This is a genomic window from Methylobacterium sp. D53M (assembly GCF_053345625.1).
On the sequence record NZ_JBKFAL010000043.1, the window covers coordinates 1 to 26310 of the forward strand.

A 26310-nucleotide genomic window follows, 5' to 3' on the forward strand; every position below is an offset into this window, starting at 1 on the left:
CAGCCACGAGAGCTCGGCAGCCCTCGGACTCGGCGTCCCCGGCGCCGCCCCGCATCCCACCGCCCGCGCCACCGCCCGCGCCACCGCCCGGGCCGCCGCCACCGGCCGGACCGGCGCCCGCGCCGGCCGCGCCGCCGGGACCGCCAGCGCCGCCGCCACCGGGTCCCGCTCCGCCACCGCCCGGTCCGCCCTGCGCGAACGCCGTCGCCGCTCCGGCCACGACGATGGCCGCCGCGACCGTGTCTCTCAGAATCCGCTTCATGGCCTCTTCTCCAGCGACGGTCGGCACGCCACCGACGCCCACGCCGGCCCGCAACGGGGCCCCGGGCCGAACCGTTCCCTCCCGCGGCACCGTGGACGCGCGGCCGGTGACACCCGCCCGCGCTGTCCTCGGCTAAGTCGGATCACGGTCTTGCGATCGGGCGCGTCACCTGTAACGTCGCGCCGCACCAAGAAGAGACCGGCCTCGGCCGGCACCAAGATTGATCGACGGAGACGCCATGTCCGCCTCGCGCGACGATACGATCGGTATCGCACCGAGCGACCTCGATGATGCCGCGGACCGCAAGCGCCGGATTTGGGCGATCGTCGGCTCGTCGTCGGGCAATCTCGTCGAGTGGTACGATTTCTACTGCTACGCGTTCTTCGCGCTCTATTTCGCGCCGGCCTTCTTCCCGAAGGGCGATTCGACCAGTCAGCTCCTGCAGACCGCCGGCATCTTCGCGGTGGGCTTCTTCATGCGGCCGATCGGCGGCTGGCTGTTCGGGCGCATCGCCGACCGGGTCGGCCGTCGGACCTCGATGGTCATCTCGGTGCTGATGATGTGCTTCGGCTCGCTGCTGATCGGCATCCTGCCGACCTACGAGCATGTCGGCACGCTGGCGCCCGTGCTGCTGCTGCTCGCGCGCATGCTCCAGGGCCTGTCGGTCGGCGGCGAGTACGGCACCTCGGCGACCTACATGAGCGAGGTGGCGATCAAGGGGCGGCGCGGCTTCTTCGCCTCGTTCCAGTACGTGACGCTGATCGGCGGCCAGCTCCTCGCCTCGCTGGTCCTGGTGCTGCTGCAGACGGTGATGACCGGCCCGGAACTCACCGCCTGGGGCTGGCGGATCCCGTTCTTCATCGGCGCCGCGCTGGCGGTCGTCGCGCTCTATCTCCGGCGCTCCCTGGCCGAGACGAAGGACAGCAGCGACAAGGAGACCGCCGGCACCTTCGCCGCGCTGGCCAAGCACTGGCGGGCGTTCCTGGTCGTGGTCGCCTACACGGCCGGCGGCTCCCTGAGCTTCTACACGTTCACGACGTACATGCAGAAGTACCTCGTCAACACCGCCGGCATGCCGAAGACGTCGGCCTCGCAGACGATGACGGTTGTGCTGTTCGTCTACATGATCATCCAGCCGATCTTTGGCGCGCTCTCCGACAAGATCGGCCGCAAGGCGAACATGCTGCTCTACAGCGGCCTCGGCACGCTCATGGTGGTGCCGCTGATGACGGCCCTCGGCACCAACAAGGACCCCTACCTCGCCTTCGCGCTGATCACCCTCGGGCTCGCCGTGGTGTCGTTCTACACGGGCATCAGCGGTATCGTGAAAGCCGAGCTGTTCCCCACCAACGTCCGGGCGCTCGGGGTCGGCCTCTCCTACGCGATCGCCAACGCCACCTTCGGCGGCACCGCCGAGTTCGTCGCCCTGTGGTTCAAGGACGCCGGCATGGAGAGCACGTTCTTCTGGTACGTGACCGTCCTGATGGCGATCGCCTTCGTGGCCTCGCTGATCATGCCGAACCCCAAGGTCCACGGCTATCTCGACGGCGCGGGCACCGTCGAGGAGGCGCTGGGGAAGAAGCCGCGCCTCGCCCACGCCTGATCGGCCGCCCGGCTGGACCGGGCCGGACTTTCACGCTGATATGCCTCCCGCCGGGCGCGCCAGACGCCCGCGGGAGGACGCCATGTCGAGGAACGCCGCCGCCGGGGCGCTGGCCCTGCTCTGTCTCGCCACCGCATCGCCGTCCCGAGCCGCCGAGCCGGGTGCCGCCGACGGGCCGTTCAGGCCGACGCAGCCCGCGGGCTACTTCTTCGTCGGCGGCCGCTACGCCACCGCGGGCGGCAAGACGACGGCGTCCGGCCAGATGTTCGTGGAGTACCGCGTTCCGGAGCGGGTGACGCAGCCCTACCCGATCGTCCTGGTGCACGGCACCGCCCAGACCGGGACCAACTTCCTCGGGACGCCCGACGGCCGGCCGGGCTGGGCCGACCGCTTCGCCGCGCAGGGCTTCGCGGTCTACGTCGTCGACCAAGTCGGTCGCGGCCGCTCGGGCGGCGACCCGGACACCTACGGCCCCTACGCCCGCCTGCCCGCCGAGGATCTGGAGACGGTGTTCACCGGGCAGGAGCGGTCCGCGCTCTACCCGCAGGCGAAGCTCCACACGCAGTGGCCGGGCGGCGCCGGGATCCGCGGCAACGCCGCCTTCGATCAGTTCTACCTCTCCCAGGTGCCCTACATCGCCAGCGCGCTGCGGAGCGAGGAGCTGGTCGACCCGGCGCTGATCGCCCTGCTGGAGAAGATCGGCCCGGCGATCCTGCTGACGCACTCGCAGGCGGGCGTCTTCGGCTGGGCTGTCTCGGATCAGCGGCCCGACCTCGTGAAGGCGCACGTCGCCGTCGAGCCGAACGGTCCGACGTTCTACGACATCCGCTTCAAGGGCGGCGCGGACTGGTACGAGCGCGTCGGCGAGGCCCGGGCCCGGCCCTACGGCATCACCCGGGTGCCGCTGCACTTCGAGCCGCCGGTGAGCGGCCCGGCCGACCTGACGGTGTTCCAAGCGGAGAGCGCCGCCGCGCCCGACCGGATCCGCTGCTGGCTCCAGGCCGAGCCCGCGCGCCGATTGCCGAACCTCGCCCGGGTGCCGGCGGTGATCGTGACCGCCGAGGCGTCGTTCCGGGCGACGATGGACGATTGCACGGCGGCCTTCCTGACCCAGGCGGGCGCGAAGCCGGACCGGTTGGCGCTCGCCGACCACGGCATCCGCGGCAACGGCCACATGATGATGCTGGAATCGAACAGCGACGCCGTTGCGGACGCGATCGCAGGGTGGATCCGGGACCGGGTCGGGGCGCCGGCCCGGCCTTAACCCGCCGCTTACCCTGTCCGGCGAGGGTGCCCCCGTCATCCGACGAGGGACTGCATGACCGACATGACCGACACCGTGGGCGTCGCGGGCGACCGCATCCGCTCGATCATCGAGCGCGTGGAACGGCTGGAGGAGGAGATCAAGGACCTGATGGAGGCCAAGAAGGAGGTCTTCGCCGAGGCCAAGGGCGAGGGTCTCGACGTGAAGGTGCTCAAGGAGATCCTGAAGATCCGCAAGCAGGACAAGGACGAGCGCGACGAGCAGGAGACGCTCCTCGACGTCTACCTGCGCGCCATGGACGCGCCGTCGCCGGCCCCGATCGCCGCGGCGGCCTGACGGGCTCAACCGGGTGCGGCGCCAGGCGCCGCACCGCCTGTCCCGACCCCGAGGCTACGCCGCGAGATAGGCGGCGATGTTGCGCCGGATCCGCTCCAGGGGCTCCTCGGCCGGGTCCGGCAGGACGAAGCGCTTGCCCGTGATCGTCTCGTAGGCGCGGATGTAGACCGCGGCTGTCTCCAGGACGACCTCGGCTGGGATCTCGGGGATCGGGTCCTTGTACGGGTCGCAGCGGGCGACGACCCAGTTGCGCACGAAGTCCTTGTCGAAGCTCTCCGGGGCCGAACCCGCGGCGAAGCGCTCGGGATAGCTCTGCGCGAACCAGTACCGGCTGCTGTCCGGCGTGTGGATCTCGTCGGCGAGGACGATCCGGCCCTCGGGATCCGTGCCGAACTCGTACTTCGTGTCGGCCAGGATCAGGCCGCGCTCCGCCGCGAGCGCCGTCCCGCGCGCGAACAGCGCCAGGGCCGCCCTCGACACGGTCTCCCACTGCGCGCGCGTCAGCAACCCGCGCTCGAGGATCTCCGCCTCGGTGAGCGGCTCGTCGTGGCCGCCGTCGAACGCCTTGGTGGTCGGCGTGATGATCGCCTCCGGCAGGCGCTGGTTCGGCCGCATCCCGTCGGGGAAGGCGTGGCCGTACATGTCCCGCTCGCCCGCGCGGTAGCGCGTCAGGATCGAGGTCGACGTGGTGCCCGCGAGGTAGCCGCGCACCACCACCTCCACGGGCAGGATCTCCAGGCGCCGGCCGACCACCACGTTGGGATCGGGATAGGCGAGGACGTGGTTCGGGCACAGGTCGGCGGTCTGCTCGAACCAGTAGCGGGCGGTCTGGGTCAGGACCTGGCCCTTGAACGGGATTGCCGCGAGCGCCCGGTCGAAGGCGCTGATCCGGTCCGAGGTGATGAGGATGCGCCGGTCGTCGGGGAGGTCGTAATTGTCCCGGACCTTGCCGCGGTAGTGCCGGGGCAGCTCGGGCAGGGTCGCGTCGCGCAGGACCTGATGCGCGTGCGGGGCGAGATCTGCCGTGTTCATCGGGCTTTCCGTCAGGCTGAACGGCGACCGCGCCGCCGGACTTCTGTGCGCGGACGGGGCGGGAAATTCCAGTCCCGGCCTCACCGAGGGCGCCCGGCGCCGGCTCTCGCCCTGGTCGCGCCCGACCGGGACCCTACACTTACGCGGGGACCAACGACGGTGGACGACCGGCCGCGCGACGCCGAGCGCTTCTGCCGGACGGCCGAGGCGCGATGAACGAGACACCCCAACCGTCGGTAAGAGACCCGTTCCTGCGCCGGATCGAGACCGTGGCCCTGTTCCGGCTGTCCGACGCGGAGCGCGCCGCCCTCGTCGCGCTTCCGCTGCAGGTCGCCCAGTTCGAACCCAACCAGGATATCATTCGGGAGGGCGACCGGCCGTCCCGGAGCTTCACGCTGCTCAGCGGTATCGCCTGCACCTACAAGTCGACACGCGCGGGCAAGCGGCAGGTGATGAGCTACCACGTCCCCGGGGACGTGCCGGATTTTCAGAGCCTGTTCCTGGAGGTGCTCGACATCAACATCGCCACGGTGAGCGCCTGCCGCCTCGGTTTCGTCCAGCACGACGCGGTCCGGGCGATGCTGCGGGCGCAGCCGCGCCTCAACGAGGTGTTCTGGCGCGCGACGCTGATGGACGCCGCCCTGGTCCGGGAATGGATGCTCAACACCGGGCGCCGGGAAGCGTATGCGCGGATGGCCCACCTGTTCTGCGAGCTGATGACCCGCCTCGACGCCGTCGGGCTGGCACCCGACCGGACCTGCGACCTGCCGATGACACAGCCCGAACTCGCGGATGCCCTCGGGATCACGTCGGTCCACGTCAACCGGACGATCCGCGATCTCAAGGCCGCCGGCCTGATCACGCTCCGGGGTCGCCGCCTCACCGTCCACGACTGGGCCGGGCTGCAGGAAGCGGCCGAATTCGATCCGACCTACCTGCACCTGCGCGACGCGGAGACGCGCTGATCGGGACGCGCGGACGCGCGTGACCCACAGCCGAGTATTGTCAGAAAATCGAGGACCCGGTCGCCGGCTCTACCAATCCGAAGATCGGGTGCTCAGCGGGATGATGGTGCCCAGGGACGGAGTCGAACCGCCGACACTGCGATTTTCAGTCGCATGCTCTACCAACTGAGCTACCTGGGCGTCGTCCGCGCCGGTGCCGGCCTCGGACGTCGCGGGGTATAGTGAGTGCTTGGCGGCCTGTCCAGCCTCGCGTGACAGGGACGGGACCGGAACGTCGAAAAATTCAGCCTTCCGGATCCGGCGGGGGCGGCGGCGCGTCGGGATCGAGCTCCTCGGGGATCGCGTAGCGCTCGTTGAGCCAGCGCCCCAGATCGACGTCGGCGCAGCGCTGTGAGCAGAACGGCCGGAAGTCCGGCGTGGAGGGCTGCCGACAGATCGGACAGGGGGGCGGCCGGCGCTCCCGGGTCATGCGAGGGCGCCCCACCCGGCCCGCACGGGATACCCCTCGCCGTCGAGCAGGCTCAGGGTCTCGTAGAGCGGCAGGCCGACCACGCCGCTATACGAGCCGACCAGCTTGACCACGAAGGCCCCGGCCAGTCCCTGGATCGCGTAGCCGCCGGCTTTGCCGCGCCACTCGCCCGAGGCCACGTAGCCCTGGATGTCCCGGCCCGAGAGCCGCTTGAACCGGACGCGGCTCTCGACGATCCGCTCGCGGCGCCCGCGGGGCGAGAGCACGCAGACCGCCGTGTAGACCCGGTGCTGCCGGCCCGAGAGCAGGCGCAGGCAATCCGCGGCCTCGTCGGGGATCTCGGCCTTCGGCAGGACGCGCCGCCCGACCGCGACGACCGTGTCGGCCGAGAGAAGCCAGGTCGGCGTCGTCGTGTCCTCCAGGTGGAGCGCCGCCTCGGCGGTGGCGAGCTTCGTCCGCGAGAGGCGACGCGCCAGCTCGCGCGGCGGCTCGGCCTTGCGCGGTGTCTCGTCGATCTCGGCGGGCAGGAGCGCCGCGGGCTCGATCCCGATCTGCTGGAGCAGCGCGAGACGGCGGGGCGAAGCGGATGCGAGCACGAGTCGCGCCGTCGGCTCCTGCGTCGCGCCGATCGCTTCAGGTTTGGCGTCCATGATGTCCCGTTCGCACAATCGACCGGAGCCGCGCGACCGGAGCCGTGCGCGCCCTGCGCGGCGGCACTTCGTCGGCCGGGACAGGCTCGATGCGCCTGCCTGATAAGGGAAGGGGTCCGGCTTGTGAACTCGAGCGGGTGCCGACGCCCTGGCGAACGCGCGTGGATTCGCCTGGGCGATCCCGCGCGGCCCGGTGCGTCCGCGGGCAGCGTTACTCAGGTCTGGCGGCGCCTCGGCGTGACCGGGGGCGCCGACGAATCCAGCTCAGAGCCTGGCGCGAAAGCGTCCGCAAGAACAGCGCAAGATGTCGAGGCGGCATGTAACCCATCGTTAACCACGATCGACGCAGGATGGCGTCACTCCAATGGGATCGTCATCGATGCTGAACGCTGACCCGCTCGTGCCGCGCCCGAAGCTCGTCAATGCGGCTCTGCTCGCCCGCGCCCTCGACGGGCTCCGGCCGCAGGTCGCCTCGCCGGTCGAGATGTGGCAGCGCCTCACCGATCAGTACGTGGTCGACCTCGACGCGGTCGCGGCGCTCCTGCCCGCCGACGAGCCGGAGACGCGCTGGCTTCCCGCCCGCGACTGAGGCCGGCCCGGACGGCGTTGCACCTCTCAAGGGACGCGTCGTGCTGCGCTGGCACATGACGTGCTTCAAGTCTTCAGCAACCGGAGGAAGCGACCAGGCAACGACAACGCGGTGGCTCGCACGCCGGAGCACCCCGCGGACCTTTCGATCACTCGAAGCTGAGGTCCGTCATGTCGGAATTGCTCTCCGTTGCCCTCGTCTGTGCCGGCACGCTGCTGGCTCAGGACTGCTCGCGCGACACCGCCCTCGACGTCATCGTCGCGCCGGCGCACACGCCGATGGAATGCCTGATGCACGCCCAGACGATGGCCGCCCAGGCCGGGTTGCCCGGGAGCAGCGACCGGTACCTCAAGGTCGCCTGCGAGCATCGTCGGAGCGAGTCCGACCCGCGCCCGGTCATTCGCCGCGCCTCGTGACGGCGGGGGTGTGCCGGACGATTCGGCACACCCGAATGTGATCGGCGCAGCGCGTGGTGCATCAAAGTCACGTCACGACAATTCTTGTTCGCATCCGCCTATCGGACAGTTGCCGCCCCCGGGAACGGGACCCATCCTGCACGGCCACGCTGATGCAACCCTCACTCCGGCATCCGCCAACGTTGCCGCCCCGATGGCCCGCGTGCCGGGCAGGGCTCAAGCGAGTGCCTGCCCGATGCTGTACGACGCATTCGATCTGCAGACCGACATGGCCGCCCAGACCCGGGCGTGGGGGCGGCTGCTGAACGACATCTGGTCGCCCTGGGTCGGGTGGGGCGAGCCGGCGACCTGGATGTCCGCCGGGGCCCGGATGATGATGCGCGCTGGCCTGACCTTCGCGCGGCCGCCCTACGGCATCGACTCGGTGAATGTCGGGAACCGGAGCGTCCCGGTCTCCGAGGAGGCGGTCGAGGTCACGCCCTTCGCCACGCTGCTCCACTTCAAGAAGGACATCCACACCGAGCAGCCCAAGGTGCTGATGGTGGCGCCGATGTCGGGCCACTTCGCCACGCTGCTCCGCGCCACCGTGCGCACGATGCTGCCCGACCACGACGTCTACATCACCGACTGGCACAACGCCCGGGACGTGCCGCTCTCCGACGGGACCTTCGGCTTCGACGACTACGTGAGCCACCTCATCCAGTTCCTGCGGACCATGGGCGAAGGCGCCCACATGGTGGCGGTGTGCCAGCCCGCCGTGCAGGCCCTGGTGGCCGCCGCCGCGATGGCGCAGTCGAAAGACCCGGCCGCCCCGCGCAGCATGACCCTGATGGCCGGCCCGGTGGATTGCCGGATCAACCCGACGGGCGTGAACGAGCTCGCGACCTCCAAGCCGATCGAGTGGTTCGAGAAGAACCTGATCGCCACGGTGCCGTCGCGCCACAAGGGGGCCGGCCGCAAGGTCTATCCGGGTTTCGTGCAGGTCTCGGCCTTCATGGCGATGAACGCCAAGCGCCACGTCCAGGGCCACGCCGACCTGTTCTGGCACATGGCCAACGGCGAGCACGACAAGGCCGAGGCGATCGAGACCTTCTACGACGAGTATTTCGCCGTGCTCGATCTCGCCGCCGATTTCTACCTCGAGACGGTCAAGACCGTGTTCCAGGACCACGCCCTGGCCCGGAACGCGGTGTCGTATCGGGGCGAGCCGATCGACCTGCGCGCGATCCGTCGCACGGCGCTGATGACGGTCGAGGGCGAGCGGGACGACATCTGCGCGGTCGGGCAGACCATGGCGGCCCACGACCTGTGCTCGGACCTCGCCCCGTACATGCGGACGCACCACCTTCAGGCGGGCGTGGGCCATTACGGCGTCTTCGCCGGGCGGCGCTGGGAGTCGCAGATCTACCCGCAGGTGCGCAACTTCATCCAGGCGCACAACTGACCGGCGCGCCGGTCGGGCCGCCGTCGCGCCGATTTGACCCGCCGACCCGCGCGGCCCACCATGCTAGGCACGTGTGACGGGGCCCGCCGGGGGCGGCTCCGTGGGCCACTCCTTCGGCGTGAGGCGGAACGGTCGGCGTGATCGGCAGCAACGGCACCGAGAGCAAGACCCGGGTGGGCGGAGCGGACGCGGCGTCCACGCGGCTCGACCGGCTCGTGGCGCAGGCGCGGGCGGCCGCCCTGTGGGAGCAGGCCTGGCCCGTGCTCTGGCGCGGCATCGGCGTCTTCCTGCTCTTCCTGGTCGTCTCCTGGGCGGGCGTGTGGCTCGACCTCACGCCGCTCTGGCGCCAGATCGGCCTCAGCGCCCTCGCCATCCTGCTCGTCGCCGCGCTCCTGCCGCTGATCCACATCGCCCGGCCGGACCGGCGCCTCGCCCTGGCGCGGCTCGACCGCGAGGCCGCTTCCCGCGATCCGAAGCTGCGGCACGGGCCGGCCTCGGCCGCCCAGGACAGCCTCGCCGTCGGCGCCGCCGATCCGGGGAGCCGGCTGCTGTGGGACCTCCACCAGCGCCGCGCCGCGCAGGCGATCTCGGCCCTGCGGGTCGGCCTGCCGCGGCCGGGCATGACCCGGCACGACCCCTTCGCGCTGCGCGCCGGCCTGGTGGTCGCGGCGGTCGCCAGCCTGTTCGTGGCCGGCCCCGAGTGGCGCCAGCGGATCGGCGCCGCCTTCGACTGGCAGGAGCCGGCGGCGCCCGGCCCGAACTTCCGCGTGGACGGCTGGATCGACCCGCCGCTCTACACGCGGCTTCCGCCGCTGCTGATCGCGATGGACGGGAGCGACCAGCACCTGCGCGCACCGGTCAACGCGCAGCTGATCGTGCGGATCGCCGGCCAGGGCAAGGCCGCGTCCGAGACGACCCTCACGCCGAATGCCGGCCTCGTCCCGGTGCCGGGCCAGGAGGCGCGCCCCGACCTGCGCGAGGAGCGCTACCGCATCGTCGGCGGCGCCGCGCTGACGATCGTCACCCCGGCGGGCAAGCAGCGTCTCACGGTCGACGCGATCCCCGACCGGCCGCCGGAGGTGACCGCCGTGGGCGGCCCCGAGGTGAACGGGCGCGGCACCTTCAACTTGACCTACCGGGCGAAGGACGATTACGGGATCAGCTCGGCCGAGGCGGTGATCGAGCCGCTGAAGTCCGCGCGCGCCCTGGTCCCGGTGCCGCAGATCAACCTGGCGCTGCCGGGCGACGCGAGCGGCGACACCGACACCAAGACCCTCGTGGACCTCACCGAGAGCCCGTGGTCCGGCGCGAAGGTCCGCTACCACATCGTCGTCAAGGACGAGGCCGGCCAAGAGGGGCGCACGCCCGACACCGAGATCGTCCTGCCGGCGCGGCCGTTCCGCGAACCGCTGGCGCGGGCGCTCGCCGAGCAGCGCCGCCGGCTCGTCATCGCGCCCGACACGGATCGCCGCTGGGTCCAGGGGGCGCTGGACGCCCTGCTGGTCGCGCCCGACACGTACACGCCGCAGCCCGCGATCTTCCTCGGCCTGCGGACCGCGACCGAGCGCCTGCGCCGCGCCCGCACGGATGCCGACCTCGTCGCGGTGGCCGACCTCCTCTGGGAGATGGCCCTCAAGATCGAGGACGGCGACCTGTCGGACGCCGAGAAGCAGCTCCGCCAGGCCCAGGACCGGCTGAAGGAGGCGATCGAGCGCAACGCGCCCGACGACGAGATCAAGCGCCTGACGCAGGACCTGAAGCAGGCGCTCGACAAGTTCCTGTCCGAGATGGCGCAGAAGCAAAGCCGCGAGCCCCGCGAGCAGAGCGAGCGCGGCCAGAACAACGGGCAGACCAAGACCGTCACGCCGGAGGATCTCGACAAGATGATCCAGGACATGGCGGAGGCGATGAAGCGCGGCGACTCCGCCGAGGCGCAGCGCCTGATGGAGCAGCTGCGCAACATCCTGGAGAATCTCCAGACCGCCGAGCGCGGCGGTCGCTCCGATCAGGCGTCCCGCGAGATGCAGAAGCAGATGCGCGATCTCGACGCGATGTCGCGCGAGCAGCAGGGCCTGCGCGACGAGACCTTCAAGGACGGCGAGGAGCAGCGCGACGGCCAGCGCCCGCAGAACCGCGGCCAGCCGCAGCAGGGACAGCGCGGCCAGCAGGGCCAGGGGCAGCAGGGCCAGCGCCAGCAGGGTCAGAAGGGTCAGCAGGGGCAAAGCCAGCAGGGTCAGGGCCAACAGGGCCAGAAGGGTCAGGGGCAGCAGGGCGAGGGCCAGCAGGGCGGCGTCGGCGAGCGCCAGCAGGCGCTCCGGCAGCGGCTGGAGGACCTTCAGAAGCGCATGAAGGAGAACGGCATGCGCGGCGAGCAGGGCCTCTCCGACGCCGAGGACGCCATGCGCGAGGCCGAGAACGCGCTGAAGGACGGCGATTCGGACGGCGCGGTCGACGCGCAGGGCCGCGCCCTCGACGGCCTCAAGCGCGGCGCCGACGGCATGGCCCAGCAGATGCAGGAGATGGCCGAGGGCCAGGGCGAGGGCCAGCAGGAGGGCGGCCAGCAGCCGGGCCAGCAGGGTCAGGCCGGCGCCCGCGACGACGATCCCCTCGGGCGCCCGACCCGCGGCCGCGACATGAGCGACGGGCGGGTCCGCGTCCCCACGGCCGACGAATCCGCGGTCCAGCGCGCCCGGCGCATCATGGAGGAGCTGCGGCGCAAGCTCGGCGACCCGAGTCGCCCCCGCGAGGAACTCGACTATTTCGAGCGCCTGCTCCGCCGCAACTGAGCGCCCGACACCTCAACGACGCGCCGAGCCGCATCGCGGCTCGCGCCCCACCCGGATCCCCGACCGCATGTCGTCCAACACCCTCGTCCTGATCGCCTGCCTCGCCGTCGCCGCGGTCCTGGTCGCGGGCCTCGCCAACATGATGCGCGGCGGCAGCGTGAACCTCTCGCAGAAGCTGATGCGCCTCCGGGTGCTCCTGCAGTTCGTCGCGATCGTGATCATCATGGGCGTCGTCTGGTGGCGCTCGGCGTGAGGGCTTCGGGCCGGGTGTGACCGCGCCGCCGCACCGAACACCTTTCGATCCGGTGAAGGATGAATAGGCCGCCCCGTCGCGCGGGCCTCTGCTACGCTCGGTAGAAGCAAATCGCTGCGCCTAACCGGCCGAGCCCGCATGACTGCCCCTTCCCGCCTCCGTCTGTTCGGCCTTCTGACCGGGGCGGCGATTCTGCCGGCTTCGGCCGCCGACCTCGCGCCGCCGCCGCCCGCCGCCTACGCGGCCCCCGTCCAGCCGCTCAGCATCGTGTCGGAGATCCGGATCGGCGGCGCGGTGCAGGATCCCGGGAGCGCCGAGGGCAAGCTCCCCGGCTTCAGCAAGGCGAACGTCAACGGCGAGATCCTGTTCGCCAAGCCGCGCATCAGCGACGATCCGTTCTGGCAGGCCTTCGTGCCGCGGCCGACCGTCGGCGGCAGCTACAACACCGGCGGCCGGACCAGCTACGCCTATCTCGGCGCGACCTGGACGCTCGAGATCTTCCCCGAGACCTTCAACCGCCGCGTGTTCCTCGACGGGTTCTTCGGCGGCGTGGCCCATAACGGCTGGACCGGCCCGAAGGCCGAGACGCCCTACGGCTTCAACACCCTCGGCTGCTCGCCGATGTTCCGCGAGGCGGCCGCCCTGGGCTTCCGCCTGACGGAGCACTGGAGCATCATGGCGACGGTCGAGCACATGTCGAATGCCGGGCTCTGCGCCAACAACCGCGGCCTGACCAATTTCGGCGGCAAGATCGGCTACACGTTCTGAGGCACGCCACCCCGTGGTCAAGCTCAACCGCATCTACACGAGGACCGGCGACAAGGGGACGACCGCGCTGGCGGACGGGCAGCGGCGCTCGAAGGCGGACCTGCGGGTCGAGACCTACGGCACCGTCGACGAGACCAATGCCTGCATCGGCATGGCGCGCTTGCACACGCAGGGCCCCCTCGACGGGATGCTGGGGGCGATCCAGAACGACCTGTTCGACCTCGGCGCCGACCTCGCGACGCCGCCGACCCCCGAGCCCCTCCCCTACGAGCCGCTCCGGATCGTGGCGAGCCAGGTCGACCGGCTGGAGCGCGACATCGACGCGCTCAACGCCGCGATCCCGCCGCTGAAATCCTTCGTGCTGCCCGGCGGCTCGCCGGCTGCCGCGGCCCTGCACCTCGCCCGGACCGTCTGCCGGCGCGCCGAGCGGCTCGCGGTGAGCCTCGCGGTGCGGGAGGACGAGACGGTCTCGCCGGAGTCGCTGCGCTACCTCAACCGCCTGTCGGACTTCCTGTTCGTGGCGAGCCGGGCGGCGAACGGCGACGGGGCCGACGACGTGCTCTGGGTGCCCGGCGCCAATCGCTGAGCCGGCATCGCGGTTTTCGCGGGGCCGCCACGGCGCCGCGTTGACAAGGCGGAAATGTGGCCGTTACGGTCCGGCGCCTTGCGTGCCCCGGCCACGCTGCGCCTCGCGCGCCCGTGGGAGTGGCCTGCACGACGACAAGAATCCTCCGGGGAAGGATCGTGACCGCCATGAAGGTGCTGGTGCCCGTCAAGCGGGTGGTGGACTACAACGTCAAAATTCGCGTGAAGGCCGACGGCTCCGGCGTCGAGCTCGCCAACGTCAAGATGTCCATGAACCCCTTCGACGAGATCGCCGTCGAGGAGGCGATCCGCCTGAAGGAGAAGGGCAAGGTCACCGAGATCGTGGCCGTGTCGATCGGACCGCAGCAGGCGCAGGAGACGCTGCGCACGGCGCTCGCCATGGGCGCCGACCGGGCGATCCTGGTGAAGACCGACGTGAACTGCGAGCCGCTCGCCGTCGCGAAGCTCCTGAAGGCCGTCGTCGAGAAGGAGAGCCCGGAGCTCGTCATCCTCGGCAAGCAGGCGATCGACGACGACTCGAACCAGACCGGCCAGATGCTCGCCGCCCTGCTCGGCTGGCCTCAGGGCACCTTCGCGTACAAGATCGAGCCCGGCGAGGGCAGCCTCGACGTCACCCGCGAGGTCGACGGCGGCCTGCAGACCGTGAGCCTCAAGCTGCCGGCCATCGTGACGACGGACCTCCGCCTCAACGAGCCGCGCTACGCGTCGCTGCCCAACATCATGAAGGCCAAGAAGAAGCCCCTGGAGGAGCTGGCGCCCGACGCGCTCGGCGTCGACGTCACGCCGCGGCTCACGGTACTGAAGACCGCCGAACCGCCGGGCCGCTCGGCCGGCGTGAAGGTCGCCTCCGCGGCCGAGCTCGTCCAGAAGCTCAAGGTCGAAGCCGGCGTCATCTGATCCGAGGCGGGGCTCCCGGTCGACGGTCGAGCCCCGCGCCACCACCTTCGAGGGCACCAGCAGACCATGACGACACTCCTCTTCGTCGAGCACGGCAACGGCCAGATCAAGGACAGCACGCTGAAGGCGCTCGCCGCCGCCAAGGAGATCGGCGCGCCGGTCCACGCCCTCGTGCTGGGCACCGGCTCCAAGGCCGTGGCCGAGGCCGCGGGCAAGCTCGACGGCGTCGAGAAGGTCCTGAACGCCGAGGACGGCGTCTACGACCACGACCTCGCCGAGCCGGTCTCGGCGCTCATCGCCGCCATCGCCGAGCCCTACGAGACGATCATCGCCTCGGCCTCGACCACGGGCAAGAACGTGCTGCCGCGCGTGGCCGCCCTGCTCGACGTCGCGCAGGTCTCCGACATCATCAAGGTGGTCTCGCCCGACACGTTCGAGCGGCCGATCTACGCCGGCAACGCCATCCAGACCGTGCAGGCGCCCGCCGGCAAGAAGGTGATCACGGTGCGCACGGCGGCCTTCAAGGCGGCCGAAGAGGGCGGCGCCGCGGCGCCGGTGGAGGCCGTCTCGGCGGCCGCGCCCGAGGCGGGCGGCTCGAGCTTCAAGGGCGAGGAGATCGCCAAGTCCGACCGGCCGGAATTGGCCTCGGCGCGGATCATCGTCTCCGGCGGCCGCTCGCTCGGCTCCTCGGACAAGTTCCACGAGCTGATCGAGCCGCTGGCCGACTCGCTCGGTGCCGCCGTCGGCGCCTCCCGCGCCGCCGTGGACGCGGGCTACGCGCCGAACGACTGGCAGGTGGGGCAGACCGGCAAGGTCGTGGCGCCGGACCTCTACGTCGCGGTGGGCATCTCGGGCGCGATCCAGCACCTCGCCGGCATGAAGGACTCGAAGGTCATCGTCGCCATCAACAAGGATGAGGACGCACCGATCTTCCAGGTGGCCGATTACGGCCTCGTCGGCGACCTGTTCCAGGTCGTTCCCGAGCTGCAATCCGAGATCGGCAAAGCCAAGGGCCAGTAACGGCACCGGATCTGGCAACCCGCGAGCATTGTCGCAGAACGCGGCTTCACGGGTTCCTTCCGGATCGAGGATTGGTCTAGAAGGCAGCAGCGGCGAGACTTCGCGCGGTGCCGTCGCGTCCGTGCCGTCCAGAGAGCTGGGCGGCAGCGCTGCGGCATCCGCCTTGGGGGCACAGGTCGGCACATGCATATGGAGATCAAGCGGGTCGGCATCGTCGGCGCGGGCCAGATGGGCAGCGGCATCGCGCAGGTCTGCGCCACCGCCGGCTTCGAGGTTCTGCTGAACGACCGCGATCCCGCCCGGCTCGAGAACGGGCTGTCGGTGATCGAGGGCAGCCTCGCGCGCCTCGTCTCGAAGGGCACGCTCACCGAGGGCGACAGCGGCGAGGCCCGCTCGCGCATCGTCCCCGCCCGCGATTTCGCTGCCCTCGGCCCGTGCGATCTCGTCATCGAGGCGGCGACCGAGAACGAGGCGACCAAGCGCGAGATCTTCACCACGCTGTGCGGGTCGCTGCGGCCGGAGACCCTGGTGGCGACCAACACGTCGTCGATCTCCATCACCCGGCTGGCGGCGGCGACCGACCGGCCGGAGAAGTTCATCGGCATCCACTTCATGAACCCGGTGCCGGTGATGCAGCTCGTCGAGTTGATCCGCGGCATCGCCACCGAGGACACGACCTACGAGTCGGCCAAGGCGTTCATCGCGAAGCTCGGCAAGACGTCGACGATGTCGGAGGATTTCCCGGCCTTCATCGTCAACCGGATCCTGCTGCCGATGATCAACGAGGCGATCTACACGCTCTACGAGGGCGTCGGATCGGTCGAGTCGATCGACACCGCCATGAAGCTCGGCGCGAATCACCCGATGGGCCCGCTGCAGCTGGCCGACTTCATCGGCCTCGATACCTGCCTCTCGGTCATGCAGGTTCTCTACGAGGGCCTCGCCGATTCGAAGTACCGGCCCTGCCCGCTCCTCGTGAAGTACGTCGAGGCCGGCTGGCTCGGCCGGAAGGCGAAGCGCGGCTTCTACGATTACCGCGGCCCGACGCCGATCCCGACCCGCTGAGAGGGCCGTGTGCGGGACGGCGCATCCCGTCCCGCGCGCGACGCCTTACTTCGGCGCGCCGTTCGCGCCCGGCTGGGCCGGCTGCGGATAGGACGGGTTGCCGCCCGGAACGGCGGTGCTGTTCGACGGCGACGATCCGCCGGACTGGCCGTTGACCGAGCCCGTCACCTCCTTGCGCGACGCGTCCTGGCTCTGGCTGGCGTAGTCCTTCGGCGAGTTGGCGCCGTTCCACGTGAGCAGGCCCACGGTCGCGATCGCCAGCAGGACGAGGCTCGCCACCAAGACCCAGAGCACCGGCTTGCCGCGCTCGCCCTGGCGGCTCTCGTTGGGGTTCAGTCTCTCGGCCATGTGCAAAACCTTCCTCGGCGGGACGCCACACGCCGGAACGGGCGCTGTGCGACACGATCTCGTTACCGGCCGCCAACGCGGGGCCGCCGAGGCAGGTTCCTGACGGGGCCTGCTCAGCGGCCGGTCGTCAGCAGGATCTTGCCGAGATGGGCGCTCGATTCCATCAGCTCGTGCGCCGCCCGCGCCTCTTCGAGCGGGAACGTGGCGTGGGTGACGGACCGGATGCGTCCGGCCTCGAGTTCGGGCCAGATGTCCCGGCGGAGACCGTCGGCGATCGCGGCCTTGTCGCCCTTCCCGCGCGGCCGGAGCGTCGAGCCGGTGAAGGTCAGGCGGTTGCGCATGATCGGCGTGATGTTCAGCCCGTCGACCTTGTAGCCGCCCATCAGCGCGATCATCACCAGCCGCCCGTCCGGTGCCAGCGACTTGAGGTTCCGGGCGAGGTAGCTGGCGCCGATCATGTCGAGGATGACGTCGACGCCGCGCCCGTCGGTGAGGCGCTTCAGTTCCTCGGCGAAGTCGGCCTGCTTGTAGTCGATCGCGGCATCCGCGCCGAGATCCTCGCAGAACCGGCACTTCTCGGCGGAGCCCGCCGTCGCGAAGACCCGGGCGCCGACATGCTTGGCGATCTGGATCGCCGTGGCGCCGATGCCGCTCGACCCGCCGTGGACGAGGAAGCTCTCGCCGCGCGTCAGGCGGCCGCGCTGGACCACGTTGGAGTAGACCGTGAAGAACGTCTCCGGCAGACCGCCGGCATCGACCAGCGAGACGGCCTTCGGTCGCGGCAGGCAGTGGGCCGCCTCGGCCACGGCGTACTCGGCGTAGCCGCCGCTGATCACCAGGGCGCAGACCTCGTCGCCGGCCGACAGGCCCTCGACCCCGCTGCCGAGCGCGACCACGCGGCCGGCGACTTCGAGGCCCGGAATCTCGGTGGCGCCGGGCGGCGGCGGGTACACCCCGGACCGCTGCGCGACGTCGGGCCGGTTCACGCCGGCCGCCACCACCTCGATCAGGACCTGGCCGGGCTCCGGGCTCGGCACGGGCGCGTTCTCCAGGCTGATCACCTCCGGTCCGCCGGAACCCGCGTAGCGGATCTGGCGCATGGTCCCGGGCAGGTCGGTGGTGGCCATCAGCGATTGTCCTCAGCGCGCACGTCGTCTCGGCCGCGCTCACGGTGTCGCGGCCCGGCTCTACTTGCGGCAACGGGCGCGCTTGGCAAGCCGCGCGCCCGTTGCCGGTCCGGAGAGCCGCCTAGCGGGCCGCCGCCTTCACGGCCGCCGGGAGCACGATCGCGCCCTGCGCGAGGCTCTTCGGCCAGACCGCGACCTGCTTGCCGTCCTGCCACTGCGCCATCAGGCCGGTGACGAAGCCCGGCCCGTACTTTATCGAGTGGGTGAATTGGTCGTCCTTGCCGTAGAACTGCGTGCGCCCGACGGTGCCGACCCAGTCGGTCTTCTCCAGGGCGTCGACCAGCTTGTCGGCCTCCGTGGTGCCGGCCCGCTTCACCGCGTCGGCGGCGTAGTAGACCTGATCGTAGGCCATGTACCCGGCGTAGGACGGCGCGCCGCCGAAGCGCTTGGTGAAGGCCTCGGCGAACGGGATCGTCTTCTCGGTGATCGCCGCGCCCGGCACCGCGATGCTCTGGAAGATCACGCCCTGGGTCGCGCCGTTGGTGTTCGACCAGAAGGTCGAGGAGGTCGCCTGCGAGTTCATGCCGGTCATGGCGAGCGGCACCTTCTGGTTCTGCCACTGCACGGTCGGCTGCACGCCGACATGCGAGATGCCGGTGACGATCAGGTCGGGCTTGGCCGCCTCGATCTTGTTGTAGATCGGCGTGAAATCGCCCGTGTCCGGCGAGAAGCGGATGTGGTCGACGACCTTCACACCGATCTCGGGCAGGCACTTCTCGTAGCCGACGTCGAGCGGCCGGGTCCAGGCCGCGTCCTCGCTCATGATCGCGGCGGTCTTCACCTTCATCAGGTCGATCAGCATGTCCTTGGTGGAATCGCAGATGGACTGGGCGAGCGCCGCCGAGGTCAGGTAGCCGTGGAAGGTGTACTTGTTGCGCGCGTAGTCCTTGTGGACCGCGGCGCTGATCTCGTTCGAGGCCGCGCCGGGCGTGATCATCGGCGTCTTAAGCCGGGCCGCCCAGGGCATCAGCGCCAGCACGACCTCCGAGATGTAGCTGGCGATGACGAGGTTGACCTTGTCCTCGGAGACCGCCCGCTGGAAGGCGCGGACCGCGTCGGAGGCCGAGGACTTGTCGTCGTAGGTGACGACCTGGATCTGGCGCCCGTCGACGCCGCCCTGGGCGTTGATCTCGTCGGCGGCGAGCTGGACGGCCTGCGGGATCGAGGCCCCGACCACCGACTGCGCCTCGGCGATCACCCCGATCCTGATGGGATCCGCGGCCCGCGCCTGTGTCGATCCCAGTAATCCGGCCACTGCGAGAAGGGCGAGGGCCCGGCTCGAGACGCTGCGTTCCATCGGCATGGGCTTCCTCCTGCGGCCCGTGCGGCTTTTGCCGCCGCATCGGGTTCAGGACAGGATAGTGCAGCACGCGGATGCTTGAATACAGTGTGCAGATGCGGAAAGCCGTGACAGACGGGCGCTCACCTGTCCGCCCGGCCGAAGATCAGGCTCAGATTGTTGGCGGGCATGGCCACGCGCCGGACCAGGCTGAGCCCGTGCCGGGTCGCTTCCGCCGCGACGGCGTCGAGGTCCCGCACGCCCCAGGCGGGATCCCGCGCGCGTAAGGAGGCGTCGAAGGCGGCGTTGCTCTCCGCGAACGGCCGGTCCGCCTCGCGGAACGGCCCGTACAGGAACAGGACGCCGCCCGCGCTCAGGACGCGTCCGGCGCCGGCCATCAAGCCCTCGGTGGCGGCCCAGGGCGCGATGTGGATCATGTTGATGCACACGATCCCGTCGACCCGCGCGACGGGCCACGCCGCGGCGGCGGCGTCGAGCGCGAGCGGCGGCCGGATGTTGGCGAGGCCGGCCCGGAGCGCGTGCGCGGCGATGCTGCGCCGGGCGGCGGGTTCGGGATCGCTCGGCAGCCAGTCCACGCCCGGCAGGGCCGCGGCGACGTGGACCGCGTGCTCACCGGAGCCGCTGGCGATCTCCAGAACGGTGCCGCTGTCGGGCAGGATCTCGCGGAGCACGGCCAGGATCGCGTCGCGGTTGCGCGCCACGGCCGGCGCCGTCAGGGCCTCGTTGACGTCGACGTCCCAGCCGAGCATGGAGGCCCTCCATCGGTCTGCGCAGTCCGTCGACGGGATGGCGGCCGGACGCGTCACGCACCCATATTGCGCGGGCGGACCCGTTGCCATACCGCATTCCACCGGTGTTCCGCCCGTTCGACGCGCGGTTCGCGCCAGCCTCCGCGTCTCTCGCGGTGCGAACCGTCCCGATCGGCCCGGCAGGGTTGAGAGCGCCGCCCCACTTCCGGACTTGCCGTCCTCCGAGACGTCCAGGGATTCGCCCATCGTGCCCGACCCGCAAGCCGCCCGGACACTACCCAAGGTCGCGACCGGCATCACCGGTTTCGACGACCTGACCCATGGCGGTCTGCCGGCCGGGCGGCCGACGCTCATCTGCGGCGCCGCGGGCTGCGGCAAGACGCTGTTCGCCACGACCTTCCTGGTCAACGGCGCGACGCTCTACGGCGAGCCCGGCGTGTTCATGAGCTTCGAGGAGCGGGCCGAGGATCTGGCGGCGAACGTCGCGTCGCTCGGCTACGACCTCGACGGTCTCGTCGCCGCGGACCATCTCGCCATCGACCACGTGCGCGTGGAGCGGAGCGAGATCGAGGAGACCGGAGAGTACGACCTCGAGGGCCTGTTCATCCGCCTCGGCTTCGCGGTGGACTCGATCGGGGCCAAGCGCGTCGTCCTCGACACGATCGAGACGCTGTTCGCGGGCTTCACCGATCCGACCCTGCTCCGCGCCGAGCTGCGCCGCCTGTTCGGCTGGATCAAGGATCGCGGCCTCACCGCGATCATCACGGGCGAGCGCGGCGAGGGGCCGCTCACCCGCCAGGGCCTGGAGGAATACGTCTCCGACTGCGTCGTGCTGCTCGACAACCGCGTCGAGGACCAGATCACGACGCGGCGGCTGCGCGTCGTCAAGTATCGCGGCTCCGCCCACGGCACCAACGAGTACCCGTTCCTGATCGATCACGCCGGGATCAGCGTGCTGCCGGTGACCTCGGCGGATCTCGCCTACGCGGTGCCCGACGGCATCCTCTGGACCGGAATCGCCGGGCTCGACGCCATGCTGGGACCGCGGGGCTTCCATCGCGGCTCCGGGATCCTGATCTCCGGGGAGGCCGGGACCGGGAAGAGCATGCTCGCCGCCTCGATCCTCGACGCGGCCTGCCGGCGCGGCGAGCGCTGCATGGCCTTCGTGTTCGAGGAGAGCGGGGCCCAGATCATCCGCAACGCGCGCTCGATCGGGCTCGACCTCGCCGCGCACGTGGCGAGCGGCCGCCTCCGCTTCGAGGCCGCGCGGCCGAGCCTGTTCGGCCTGGAGACGCATCTCGCGCGGATGCACCGCGACCTCGACCAGTTCCGGCCGGACGTGGTGGTGATCGACCCGATCTCGGCCCTGCGCGGGCCGGCGGGCGAGTTGCAGGCGACGCTCCTGCGCATGATCGACCTGATGAAGGTCCGCGGCGTCACGGCGATCTTCACGACCCTCCGCGGCGACGGGTCCCTGGTCGAGGACAACGATCTCGGCGTGTCATCCCTGATGGATGCCTGGATCAAGCTCCAGAACATGGAGGCGAACGGCGAGCGGACGCGGACCCTCTACGTCATCAAGGCGCGGGGTATGAGCCACTCCAACCAGATCCGTGAATTTCTGATGTCGTCGGGCGGGATCCAGTTGGTGGATGCCTATATTGGTCCATCAGGTGTTCTCACCGGCACCGCGCGCCTGGTTCAGGAGGCTCAGGAACGCGCGGCCGCGCAGCAGCACCGGGACGCGACCGAGCGCCGGCTCCGGGATATGGCGCGCCGGCGCTCCGCCCTGGAGCGTCAGATCGAGGAGCTCAGGGCCGGTCTCGAGGCGGCCGTGGACGAGGAGGAGAGCCTGCGCGCCGAGGACGCGGCGCGGGGCGTCACGCTCGCGGCGGAGCAGCAGGCGTTGATCGCACGACGGAGTGCCGCGGAATGAGCGATGCGACATCGGACGACCCGGCACCCGAGACGGATCCCGACCGCGATTCCGGCGACTATCACCTGCGCCTCTACGTCGCCGGGCAGACGGCCAAGTCTCTTGCCGCCCTTACCAACCTGAAGCGGTTCTGCGAGGAGCACCTGGCCGGCCACTACGACATCGAGGTCATCGACCTCATGAAAAATCCGCAGCTCGCCGCCGGCGATCAGATCCTCGCGATCCCGACCCTTGTGCGCCGCCTGCCGTCGCCGCTCAAGCGGATCATCGGCGACCTGTCGAACACCGAGAAGGTTCTGGTCGGCCTCGACATCCGTCCCAAGGCCGACCGGCCTTGAGCGCGGCCGCCTCGTCTCGGACGGACGCGCAGCACGTCCGGTTGCGGCTGTTCGTGGCCGGAACCGCGCCGCGCTCGCTGCGCGCGGTCGAAGTCCTGCGCCGCATCTGCGAGGCGCACGTGCCGGGCCGCTACGAGCTGGAGATCGTCGACATCTATCAGCAGCCCGACCTGGCCGAGCGCGACGGGATCCTCGCCGCACCCACACTCCTGAGACTGGCGCCGGCGCCGGAACGGCGCCTCTCGGGCGACCTCTCGGACGAGGGCCGCGTGCTGCGCAGTCTCGAGATCGCGTCCGCCGCGGAGCCGCTCTGATGGGTGTGGACGCTCTGCTGCCCGGCGACGAGCCCGGGCTCGACGCCTATCGCGCACACATCCGCGAGCTCGAGGCGCGGCTGGAGGAGAGCGAGGAGACCCTCGCGGCCATCCGCCGGGGCGATTTCGACGCCGTCGTGGTGGAGGGGCCGAACCACGAGCGCCTCGTCTACACGCTCGAGAACGCGGACCTGCCCTACCGGGCACTGATCGAGCAGATGCAGGAAGGCGCGTTCACGTTGGCGCTGGACGGGACGCTGCTCTACTGCAACCGGCGGCTGGCCGAGATGCTCGGCGAGCCGCAGGAGCGCCTGACCGGCCGCGCGCTCCGGAATTTCGTCCACGCGGATGTCGACCTCGGGCGCCTGATCCGGCAAGCGATGGACGGGCCCGTCCGCGAGGAGATCGCGCTGCGCGCGGCGGCGGGATCGGAGAGCGCGACCTTCCTGTCGCTCAGCCGCTTCGCCTGCCAGGGCGATCAGCCGCTCCTCTGCGGGATCCTGACGGACCTGACCGAGCAGCGACGCAATATGCAGGCGTTGGCGGAGGCCCATGCCAGGCTCCAGTCCGAGAGCGCCGAGCGCGAGCGCGTGGAGGAGGCGCTGCGGCAGTCGCAGAAGCTCGAAGCGGTGGGGCAGCTGACCGGCGGCGTCGCCCACGACTTCAACAACCTGCTGACGGTGATCAAATCCTCCACCGACCTGCTCAAGCGGCCGGACCTGCCGGAGGAGCGCCGTCGCCGTTACGTCGAGGCGATCTCCGATACCGTCGACCGCGCCGCCAAGCTGACCGGCCAGCTCCTCGCCTTCGCGCGCCGCCAGGCCTTGCGGCCCGAGGTTTTCGAGGTGGGCGCCTCGCTGCGGGCCGTGGCGGAGATGCTGGATTCGGTCACCGGCGCGCGCATCAGCGTTCTGGCCGAGATCCCCGCCACACCCTGCTACATCCGCGCCGACCTCAGCCAGTTCGAGACCGCGCTGATCAACATGGCGGTGAACGCCCGCGACGCGATGGGCGGTGAGGGCACGCTCACCCTGCAGCTATCCGGCGACCGGCCCATGCCGGCGATCCGCGGACACGCGGGGTCGCGCAGCACCTTCGCGGCGGTGTCGCTGTCCGACACCGGCATCGGCATTCCAGCCGACGTGCTGCCGCGCATCTTCGAACCGTTCTTCACCACCAAGGACATCGGCAAGGGCACGGGGCTCGGGCTGTCCCAGGTCTTCGGCTTCGCCAAGCAGTCCGGGGGCGACGTCGACGTGTCCAGCAGCCCGGGCCACGGCACGACCTTCACGCTCTACTTGCCGCAGGCGGAGCACGCGCCGGACATGCCCGTCACGCCGCGGAGCGAGGAGAGCGGGCTCGACGGCGCCAGCCTCTGCGTGCTGGTCGTCGAGGACAACATCGAGGTCGGCCGCTTCGCCACGCAGATCCTGGAAGATCTCGGGCACAAGACCGTCTGGGCGACGAATGCCGAGGAGGCGCTCGTCGAGATCGAGAGGATCCCCTTCCGTTTCGACGCCGTCTTCTCCGACGTCGTGATGCCCGGCATGGGCGGTATCGCGCTGGCCCGCGAGCTGCAGCGGCGCCTGCCCGACCTGCCGGTGGTCCTCACCTCCGGCTACAGCCACGTGCTGGCGCAGGAGGGCGTCCACGGCTTCGACCTGATCCAGAAGCCCTACTCGGTGGATCAGCTCTCGCAGACCCTCCGCAAGGTCGTCGGCAAGGGCCGCGCCGGAGCCCGGCGGCGGCGCTGAGGCCGGCTCCTAGCGGGTGCCGTACATCCGGTCGCCGGCGTCGCCGAGGCCCGGGACGATGTAGCCGTGGTCGTTCAGGTGGCTGTCGATCGCCGCGGTCCAGACCGGCACGTCCGGATGGGCGGCCTGGAACTTGGCGAGGCCCTCCGGCGCCGCCAGCAGGCAGACGAAGCGGAGGTCGGAGGCGCCCCGGGCCTTGAGGCGGTCGAGGGCCGCGATCGCCGAGTTGGCGGTCGCCAGCATAGGATCCAGCACCAGCACCGTCCGGTCGGCCAGATCGGACGGCGCCTTGAAGTAGTACTCCACGGCTTCCAGCGTCTCGGGATCCCGGTAGAGCCCGATATGCGCGACGCGGGCCGACGGGACCAGCGACAGCATGCCGTCGAGAAAGCCCACTCCGGCGCGGAGGATCGGCGCGAGCACCAGTTTCTTGCCCTGGATCTGCTGCCCCTGCATCGGCTGAAGGGGCGTCTCGATGGTGACAGGCTCCAGCGGGAGGTCACGGGTCACCTCGTAGGCCAGGAGCATCCCGATCTCGTTGAGGATCTGCCGGAAGCCCTTGGTCGAGCGGTTCTTGTCCCGCAGATGGGTCAGCTTGTGCTGCACCAGCGGGTGATCGACCACGGTGACCCGAGCCGTCGACATGCCCCGAACCCTCCCCTTGCGGTTGAGGAGCAATGCAGGAGCGAAGGCCGGGGTGCAACTCGTCCCGGTGATCCTGGCGGAAGGCCGGATCGACGGAGGTGCGTGAGGACTCGGGTGGGCATCGCGGCCCGGCGCAGAATCCTCTCGGAAGGATGGGGGCTCGGTCGACGCGGACCGTCGCGTGCGGGTCCGGCACAAGCGTCACTTGTATCGTCGCCGTCAACGCTTTCGTCTGGATAAGAGAAATTCTCGGTCGAAGCAGATACCAGAACCTGCGCGACGGTTGACCTTTATCTGATATGAAGATGTATATTTGTTCGGTTAATTATGTATTTTTGAATTATTTTTGCAAGTCAAAACCATTCTATGATGTTTTTAAGGCGCGAGTTGCGCGAGATTCCGAAGTGGCTAGATGCAGTCGCCTGCGTCGGGCCGCCCGATGCGATTGTCCCGCACTCGGATCTGGCCGAGGATCGTCATGCGCGTATCCATTCCACTCAAAGCAATCCTGGCCCTTCTCTTTGCGGGAATTGCCCTGATCTCCGCGGCGCAAGGCGGCCTGTCCCTCCGTCAGCTGGCCGGGATCGGGCAGGCTGCGACGGCGCTGGCCAGGGACTGGGTGCCCTCCCTCGAGAAGGTCGGCGCGATCGAAGTGGCGGCCTCCGAGGTGCGCATCAAGCAGTACCGGCTCATCCTGCTGTCGGATACGCCGGAGCACCGGGACGCCAATGTGGCCGCCCTGGCGACCACGCACGCGCGGCTGCGCGACGCGCGCCGGGCTTACGAACCGCTGATCACCACCGCCGAGGAGCGGCGGCACTACGACGCGTTCGACGCGTCCTGGACCCGATTCGCGGAGGTGGAACGGGATGTGCGGCGCCTCGTGGAGGCGGGGCGGCAGACGGAGGCGACCGCGCTGCTGATCCGGCCCGACGTCGTGGCACTGTACGACGGTGCCCGGGCGGCCCTGGCCCGTCTGGCGGACCACGACGAGAAAGCGGCGCAGCAGGACGCGGACGCGGCGATGACCCGGGTCGAGACCGCCTCCGCCGCGGCCGTCGCCAGCATCGGCCTCGCGCTGGTGTCCGCCCTGGCGGCGGCGATCTTCGGCCTCCTCTACATCTCGCGGCCGATCGCCGCGATGACCGCCGCGATGACCCGGCTGGCGCGGGGTGAGGCCGGCACCGAGGTCCCGTTCCGGCACCGACGCGACGAGATCGGCGCCATGGCCCGCGCCGTGCAGGTGTTCAAGGACAACCTGATCCGCACCCGGCAGCTGGAGGCCGAGGCCGAGGCGGCCCGGCAGGACGCGGC

At 70.5% G+C, this 26310-nt stretch carries 27 protein-coding genes and 1 tRNA gene; 19 read left to right on the forward strand and 9 right to left on the reverse strand.

Annotated elements, in window-relative coordinates:
• Nucleotides 1-500 precede the first annotated feature (500 nt).
• The 3 genes from ACLBYG_RS30000 (at nucleotide 501) to ACLBYG_RS30010 (ending at nucleotide 3465) form a co-directional block, all read left to right on the forward strand.
• Nucleotides 501-1865 (forward strand): MFS family transporter, encoded by a 1365-nt coding sequence (locus ACLBYG_RS30000; RefSeq protein WP_091677151.1) that lies wholly within the window; start codon nucleotides 501-503, stop codon nucleotides 1863-1865.
• Between the two features lie 82 nt (nucleotides 1866-1947).
• Entirely contained in the window at nucleotides 1948-3129 is a 1182-nt protein-coding gene (locus ACLBYG_RS30005) for an alpha/beta hydrolase (protein ID WP_447683903.1), read from the forward strand.
• A 54-nt stretch (nucleotides 3130-3183) separates the two neighbouring features.
• Entirely contained in the window at nucleotides 3184-3465 is a 282-nt protein-coding gene (locus ACLBYG_RS30010) for a DUF2312 domain-containing protein (RefSeq protein ID WP_020091862.1), read from the forward strand.
• Nucleotides 3466-3519: 54 nt separating this feature from the next.
• Here ACLBYG_RS30010 and ACLBYG_RS30015 read toward each other — a convergent pair whose 3' ends face one another.
• Entirely contained in the window at nucleotides 3520-4497 is a 978-nt protein-coding gene (locus ACLBYG_RS30015; RefSeq protein WP_100251146.1) for a phosphoribosylaminoimidazolesuccinocarboxamide synthase, read from the reverse strand.
• A gap of 212 nt (nucleotides 4498-4709) precedes the next feature.
• Between ACLBYG_RS30015 and ACLBYG_RS30020 the strand changes: the two genes are divergently transcribed.
• Nucleotides 4710-5462 (forward strand): Crp/Fnr family transcriptional regulator, encoded by a 753-nt coding sequence (locus ACLBYG_RS30020; RefSeq protein WP_056528365.1) that lies wholly within the window; start codon nucleotides 4710-4712, stop codon nucleotides 5460-5462.
• A 104-nt stretch (nucleotides 5463-5566) separates the two neighbouring features.
• Here the strand turns inward: ACLBYG_RS30020 and ACLBYG_RS30025 are convergent.
• The 3 genes from ACLBYG_RS30025 to ACLBYG_RS30035 all read right to left on the reverse strand — a co-directional run bounded on the left by ACLBYG_RS30025 (nucleotide 5567) and on the right by ACLBYG_RS30035 (nucleotide 6581).
• Nucleotides 5567-5642, reverse strand: a tRNA-Phe gene (locus ACLBYG_RS30025).
• A gap of 103 nt (nucleotides 5643-5745) precedes the next feature.
• Entirely contained in the window at nucleotides 5746-5931 is a 186-nt protein-coding gene (locus ACLBYG_RS30030; protein ID WP_447683904.1) for a DNA gyrase inhibitor YacG, read from the reverse strand.
• Nucleotides 5928-6581 carry a Maf-like protein gene (locus ACLBYG_RS30035; RefSeq protein WP_447683905.1) on the reverse strand — a complete coding sequence of 218 codons (654 nt, stop codon included), beginning with the start codon at nucleotides 6579-6581 and terminating at the stop codon, nucleotides 5928-5930. The genes ACLBYG_RS30030 and ACLBYG_RS30035 overlap by 4 nt, the downstream gene beginning before the upstream one ends.
• 379 nt (nucleotides 6582-6960) lie before the next feature.
• Here ACLBYG_RS30035 and ACLBYG_RS30040 point away from each other — a divergent pair, with 379 nt between their 5' ends.
• From ACLBYG_RS30040 to ACLBYG_RS30085, 10 genes are all read left to right on the forward strand, one after another.
• Nucleotides 6961-7170: a hypothetical protein gene (locus ACLBYG_RS30040; protein ID WP_020091857.1), complete on the forward strand. Its 210-nt coding sequence runs from the start codon at nucleotides 6961-6963 to the stop codon at nucleotides 7168-7170.
• A 170-nt stretch (nucleotides 7171-7340) separates the two neighbouring features.
• Nucleotides 7341-7586, forward strand: a complete 246-nt coding sequence (locus tag ACLBYG_RS30045) for a hypothetical protein (RefSeq protein WP_447683906.1) — start codon at nucleotides 7341-7343, stop codon at nucleotides 7584-7586.
• A gap of 235 nt (nucleotides 7587-7821) precedes the next feature.
• A complete protein-coding gene (locus ACLBYG_RS30050; protein ID WP_331299958.1) occupies nucleotides 7822-9030 on the forward strand; it encodes a polyhydroxyalkanoate depolymerase in 1209 nt (402 codons plus the stop codon).
• A 137-nt stretch (nucleotides 9031-9167) separates the two neighbouring features.
• Nucleotides 9168-11816 carry a TIGR02302 family protein gene (locus ACLBYG_RS30055; protein ID WP_447683907.1) on the forward strand — a complete coding sequence of 883 codons (2649 nt, stop codon included), beginning with the start codon at nucleotides 9168-9170 and terminating at the stop codon, nucleotides 11814-11816.
• A gap of 67 nt (nucleotides 11817-11883) precedes the next feature.
• A complete protein-coding gene (locus ACLBYG_RS30060) occupies nucleotides 11884-12069 on the forward strand; it encodes a twin transmembrane helix small protein (RefSeq protein ID WP_020091853.1) in 186 nt (61 codons plus the stop codon).
• A gap of 138 nt (nucleotides 12070-12207) precedes the next feature.
• Complete coding sequence (locus ACLBYG_RS30065) at nucleotides 12208-12837, forward strand: acyloxyacyl hydrolase (protein WP_056528353.1); 630 nt, start codon at nucleotides 12208-12210, stop codon at nucleotides 12835-12837.
• A gap of 13 nt (nucleotides 12838-12850) precedes the next feature.
• Nucleotides 12851-13423, forward strand: a complete 573-nt coding sequence (locus ACLBYG_RS30070; protein WP_447683908.1) for a cob(I)yrinic acid a,c-diamide adenosyltransferase — start codon at nucleotides 12851-12853, stop codon at nucleotides 13421-13423.
• A 167-nt stretch (nucleotides 13424-13590) separates the two neighbouring features.
• Nucleotides 13591-14340: an electron transfer flavoprotein subunit beta/FixA family protein gene (locus ACLBYG_RS30075; RefSeq protein WP_056528346.1), complete on the forward strand. Its 750-nt coding sequence runs from the start codon at nucleotides 13591-13593 to the stop codon at nucleotides 14338-14340.
• Nucleotides 14341-14406: 66 nt separating this feature from the next.
• Nucleotides 14407-15360 carry an electron transfer flavoprotein subunit alpha/FixB family protein gene (locus ACLBYG_RS30080; RefSeq protein ID WP_447683909.1) on the forward strand — a complete coding sequence of 318 codons (954 nt, stop codon included), beginning with the start codon at nucleotides 14407-14409 and terminating at the stop codon, nucleotides 15358-15360.
• Between the two features lie 183 nt (nucleotides 15361-15543).
• Nucleotides 15544-16425: a 3-hydroxybutyryl-CoA dehydrogenase gene (locus tag ACLBYG_RS30085; RefSeq protein ID WP_026604743.1), complete on the forward strand. Its 882-nt coding sequence runs from the start codon at nucleotides 15544-15546 to the stop codon at nucleotides 16423-16425.
• 45 nt (nucleotides 16426-16470) lie between these two features.
• On the opposite strand, the gene ACLBYG_RS30090 is transcribed toward ACLBYG_RS30085, so the two are convergent.
• From ACLBYG_RS30090 to ACLBYG_RS30105, 4 genes are all read right to left on the reverse strand, one after another.
• Entirely contained in the window at nucleotides 16471-16773 is a 303-nt protein-coding gene (locus ACLBYG_RS30090) for a hypothetical protein (RefSeq protein ID WP_020091847.1), read from the reverse strand.
• A gap of 113 nt (nucleotides 16774-16886) precedes the next feature.
• Complete coding sequence (locus ACLBYG_RS30095) at nucleotides 16887-17900, reverse strand: NAD(P)H-quinone oxidoreductase (RefSeq protein WP_447683910.1); 1014 nt, start codon at nucleotides 17898-17900, stop codon at nucleotides 16887-16889.
• Between the two features lie 121 nt (nucleotides 17901-18021).
• Complete coding sequence (locus ACLBYG_RS30100) at nucleotides 18022-19263, reverse strand: ABC transporter substrate-binding protein (RefSeq protein ID WP_447683911.1); 1242 nt, start codon at nucleotides 19261-19263, stop codon at nucleotides 18022-18024.
• 119 nt (nucleotides 19264-19382) lie between these two features.
• Complete coding sequence (locus ACLBYG_RS30105; RefSeq protein WP_447683912.1) at nucleotides 19383-20009, reverse strand: DUF938 domain-containing protein; 627 nt, start codon at nucleotides 20007-20009, stop codon at nucleotides 19383-19385.
• Nucleotides 20010-20256: 247 nt separating this feature from the next.
• On the opposite strand from ACLBYG_RS30105, the gene kaiC reads away from it, so the two are divergent.
• Genes kaiC through ACLBYG_RS30125 form a run of 4 tightly spaced genes read left to right on the forward strand, consistent with a single transcriptional unit; the run spans nucleotide 20257 to nucleotide 24351 of the window.
• Complete coding sequence (kaiC, locus tag ACLBYG_RS30110; protein ID WP_447683913.1) at nucleotides 20257-21945, forward strand: circadian clock protein KaiC; 1689 nt, start codon at nucleotides 20257-20259, stop codon at nucleotides 21943-21945.
• Complete coding sequence (locus tag ACLBYG_RS30115) at nucleotides 21942-22283, forward strand: circadian clock KaiB family protein (RefSeq protein WP_447683914.1); 342 nt, start codon at nucleotides 21942-21944, stop codon at nucleotides 22281-22283. The genes kaiC and ACLBYG_RS30115 overlap by 4 nt, the downstream gene beginning before the upstream one ends.
• Nucleotides 22280-22597, forward strand: a complete 318-nt coding sequence (locus ACLBYG_RS30120; protein ID WP_447683915.1) for a circadian clock KaiB family protein — start codon at nucleotides 22280-22282, stop codon at nucleotides 22595-22597. Before ACLBYG_RS30115 ends, ACLBYG_RS30120 begins: the two co-directional genes overlap by 4 nt.
• Entirely contained in the window at nucleotides 22597-24351 is a 1755-nt protein-coding gene (locus tag ACLBYG_RS30125) for an ATP-binding protein (protein WP_447683916.1), read from the forward strand. Before ACLBYG_RS30120 ends, ACLBYG_RS30125 begins: the two co-directional genes overlap by 1 nt.
• A gap of 9 nt (nucleotides 24352-24360) precedes the next feature.
• Here ACLBYG_RS30125 and upp read toward each other — a convergent pair whose 3' ends face one another.
• On the reverse strand, nucleotides 24361-24996 hold the full coding sequence (upp, locus tag ACLBYG_RS30130) for a uracil phosphoribosyltransferase (RefSeq protein ID WP_020096508.1): 636 nt from the start codon (nucleotides 24994-24996) through the stop codon (nucleotides 24361-24363).
• 478 nt (nucleotides 24997-25474) lie between these two features.
• On the opposite strand from upp, the gene ACLBYG_RS30135 reads away from it, so the two are divergent.
• Nucleotides 25475-26310: MCP four helix bundle domain-containing protein (locus tag ACLBYG_RS30135; protein WP_447683917.1), on the forward strand; the 836-nt coding region annotated here is incomplete at its 3' end.

Bases quoted from the DNA above. Each gene is read 5' to 3' on its own strand.
- ACLBYG_RS30035 (WP_447683905.1), bottom strand. From the start codon at position 6,581: ATGGACGCCAAACCTGAAGCGATCGGCGCGACGCAGGAGCCGACGGCG.
- ACLBYG_RS30075 (WP_056528346.1), top strand. From the start codon at position 13,591: ATGAAGGTGCTGGTGCCCGTCAAGCGGGTGGTGGACTACAACGTCAAA.
- ACLBYG_RS30105 (WP_447683912.1), bottom strand. From the start codon at position 20,009: ATGCTCGGCTGGGACGTCGACGTCAACGAGGCCCTGACGGCGCCGGCC.
- ACLBYG_RS30040 (WP_020091857.1), top strand. From the start codon at position 6,961: ATGCTGAACGCTGACCCGCTCGTGCCGCGCCCGAAGCTCGTCAATGCG.
- ACLBYG_RS30065 (WP_056528353.1), top strand. From the start codon at position 12,208: ATGACTGCCCCTTCCCGCCTCCGTCTGTTCGGCCTTCTGACCGGGGCG.
- ACLBYG_RS30005 (WP_447683903.1), top strand. From the start codon at position 1,948: ATGTCGAGGAACGCCGCCGCCGGGGCGCTGGCCCTGCTCTGTCTCGCC.
- ACLBYG_RS30080 (WP_447683909.1), top strand. From the start codon at position 14,407: ATGACGACACTCCTCTTCGTCGAGCACGGCAACGGCCAGATCAAGGAC.
- upp (WP_020096508.1), bottom strand. From the start codon at position 24,996: ATGTCGACGGCTCGGGTCACCGTGGTCGATCACCCGCTGGTGCAGCAC.
- ACLBYG_RS30060 (WP_020091853.1), top strand. From the start codon at position 11,884: ATGTCGTCCAACACCCTCGTCCTGATCGCCTGCCTCGCCGTCGCCGCG.
- ACLBYG_RS30020 (WP_056528365.1), top strand. From the start codon at position 4,710: ATGAACGAGACACCCCAACCGTCGGTAAGAGACCCGTTCCTGCGCCGG.
- ACLBYG_RS30125 (WP_447683916.1), top strand. From the start codon at position 22,597: ATGGGTGTGGACGCTCTGCTGCCCGGCGACGAGCCCGGGCTCGACGCC.
- ACLBYG_RS30050 (WP_331299958.1), top strand. From the start codon at position 7,822: ATGCTGTACGACGCATTCGATCTGCAGACCGACATGGCCGCCCAGACC.
- ACLBYG_RS30095 (WP_447683910.1), bottom strand. From the start codon at position 17,900: ATGGCCACCACCGACCTGCCCGGGACCATGCGCCAGATCCGCTACGCG.
- ACLBYG_RS30000 (WP_091677151.1), top strand. From the start codon at position 501: ATGTCCGCCTCGCGCGACGATACGATCGGTATCGCACCGAGCGACCTC.
- ACLBYG_RS30045 (WP_447683906.1), top strand. From the start codon at position 7,341: ATGTCGGAATTGCTCTCCGTTGCCCTCGTCTGTGCCGGCACGCTGCTG.
- ACLBYG_RS30030 (WP_447683904.1), bottom strand. From the start codon at position 5,931: ATGACCCGGGAGCGCCGGCCGCCCCCCTGTCCGATCTGTCGGCAGCCC.
- ACLBYG_RS30100 (WP_447683911.1), bottom strand. From the start codon at position 19,263: ATGCCGATGGAACGCAGCGTCTCGAGCCGGGCCCTCGCCCTTCTCGCA.
- ACLBYG_RS30085 (WP_026604743.1), top strand. From the start codon at position 15,544: ATGCATATGGAGATCAAGCGGGTCGGCATCGTCGGCGCGGGCCAGATG.
- ACLBYG_RS30090 (WP_020091847.1), bottom strand. From the start codon at position 16,773: ATGGCCGAGAGACTGAACCCCAACGAGAGCCGCCAGGGCGAGCGCGGC.
- ACLBYG_RS30015 (WP_100251146.1), bottom strand. From the start codon at position 4,497: ATGAACACGGCAGATCTCGCCCCGCACGCGCATCAGGTCCTGCGCGAC.
- ACLBYG_RS30010 (WP_020091862.1), top strand. From the start codon at position 3,184: ATGACCGACATGACCGACACCGTGGGCGTCGCGGGCGACCGCATCCGC.
- ACLBYG_RS30115 (WP_447683914.1), top strand. From the start codon at position 21,942: ATGAGCGATGCGACATCGGACGACCCGGCACCCGAGACGGATCCCGAC.